Origin of the sequence: Microseira sp. BLCC-F43, assembly GCF_041929235.1 — a bacterium.
Lineage (GTDB): Bacteria > Cyanobacteriota > Cyanobacteriia > Cyanobacteriales > Aerosakkonemataceae > Microseira.
Genome location: NZ_JBHFNP010000201.1, coordinates 1 through 2302 on the forward strand (window position 1 = coordinate 1; position 2302 = coordinate 2302).

2 protein-coding genes are annotated in these 2302 nt (G+C 44.3%); both read left to right on the forward strand.

The window, feature by feature from the left end; translation table 11 throughout:
• Positions 1–672 precede the first annotated feature (672 nt).
• Positions 673–1086, forward strand: a complete 414-nt coding sequence (locus ACE1CM_RS27665; protein WP_374882072.1) for a reverse transcriptase N-terminal domain-containing protein — start codon at positions 673–675, stop codon at positions 1084–1086.
• Positions 968–2302, forward strand: a 1335-nt coding sequence (gene ltrA, locus ACE1CM_RS27670) for a group II intron reverse transcriptase/maturase (protein WP_374882071.1), incomplete at its 3' end; no start/stop codon positions are given. The genes ACE1CM_RS27665 and ltrA, both read left to right, overlap by 119 nt.

Here is a 2302-nt window from a genome sequence, read left to right on the forward strand (position 1 = left end):
TTTTACCTAGAAACAGCAGAATGCCCCCACCAAATCAAAGATTCTGGTGGGGGATGAATGTGCGATTCGTTTAGCCGAAACCGAATATCGGAGGATGGCTAGCAAGGCAAGAACCTTGACAACTTGATAAACATGATGGTGAGGAAAGTAACCTAGAAATCCAAACCCATCCCTCTTGGTATAAGAATGAAAGCCATACCCTCACGGTAGCGACTAGCCATCAATCCGTGAAGCAGGGTAAAAGATAACCCGAAATAAGCCTGACATAAGGTTATCTGGCAGGGACTCATTGGACAGGCAAGAAAGCGAAGCCAGAACTGTGGTCATCCCAGATTGGTGAAACAAGGCTGATACACCAAAGACAAAACGAGTCAACGGGTGAAGATAAGCGGCATATTCTAGTCGTGATATACCTCACAATCACCCCCGCAGACAGTAGCGTCCTAAAAGTCCGAAACAATGTTTATCAGGAACGAAGTAACCTTTCGTCTGTTCCTTTGGGAGGTCGAAACCAAAGGTAGGTGCTAACCACAAACAGCGAATAGGAAAGATAGAGTCAAAAGCCAACGCTCAGGGTAACACTTGAGATATGCAGACAGACTCACGTTTAACCGATTTGAATAGTTTCAAGTAAGAGGATTACTCAAAACAGTGGTCAGAAAAACTGAACTCATGGTGAACTGGAAAAACATACCTTGGAAGAAATTCCATCGTCATGTCTACCGCCTCCAAAGGAGAATATTCAACGCAAGTCAACGTGGCGATGTTGGCACAATGCGACGGCTCCAAAAGTTGCTGATGAAATCCTTTGCAGCTAAATGTCTAGCTGTCCGTAGGGTGACACAAGATAATCAGGGTAAATCAAAGGCTGGAGTGGATGGGATAAAATCCCTAACGCCTAAACAACGCCTGGAACTGGTGGCAACACTGAAACTAGGTACAAAAGCCAAAGCTCGCGCGTTGGGTAATGATACCAAAACCCGGAAAGGCGGAAAAACGTCCCCTCGGAATTCCCACAATTTACGACAGAGCGCTTCAAGGTCTGGTCAAACAGGCTTTGGAACCAGAGTGGGAAGCACGGTTTGAACCAAATTCCTTTGGTTTCAGACCAGGAAGGTCATGTCACGATGCAATGGAAGCAATATTTCAAAGCATCTGCAAGAAGCCAAAATACGTGCTAGATGCGGATATAGCAAAATGCTTTGACCAAATCAATCACGATCGATTGCTAGAAAAACTCAATAGCTTCCCGGCAATACGCCGCCAAGTAAAATCTTGGTTAAAGGCAGGATACCTACTAAATCAGCAATGGGAACCAACCCATGCAGGAACACCACAAGGAGGAGTTATCTCTCCTCTTCTGGCTAATATAGCCCTGCACGGACTGGAAACAGCAGTAAGAAGCTGTATAAAGACCAACGCTAACACAAAATACAATTTAGGGGTAATTCGTTACGCTGACGACTTTGTAATTCTCCATAAAGACTACGAAGTTCTGATGCGTTGTAAGCAAGTTGCGGAAAACTTCTTGCATGACATTGGTCTTGAGTTACGACCCGAAAAAACCCGAATCGCTCATACCCTGGACAGGATGGGCGAGGAAAAGCCAGGATTCAACTTCCTTGGCTTCAATGTACGCCAATACGGATTAGGCAAACATCAGAGTAAACAAGGGTTCAAAACTCTCATCAAGCCCCAAAAAGAAAAGGTACAGACTCACTACAAAAAACTGGCTGACATCATAAAAAAAATGACAGGGTGCAATCAAGGACAACTAATTGGCAAACTAAACCCAATTATCCGAGGCTGGTCGAACTATTACAGCACAGCAGTGAGTAAGGAGACATACAAATTACTGGATAATCTCCTGTACTGGATCCTAAGAAATTGGGGAAAATCACGTCAGACAAATAAAAGCGAACAATGGGTGTACAAAAGGTATTGGCAAAGAATCCAAGATCGAGATTATAATGCCATGACCTTCGCGACCAATCAGAACGGGAAAAATCCCGTCAGGTTACTAAACCATGCCGACACGCCCATAGTGAGGCATAGTAAAGTTAAAAGCTCATCAAGCCCATTTGACGGTGATTTAATCTACTGGAGTACGCGCCTTGGAGAACACCCCGAAATGGACGCAACAAGAGCTAAACTCTTGAACCAACAGAACGGTAAGTGCGCCTATTGTAGCCATAACTTTATGGATGGAGATTTGTTAGAAATCGACCACAAAATCCCTAAAAGCTTGGGAGGTAAGGACTCGCTGATTAATAAACAATTACTCCATCGCCATTGCCATGAT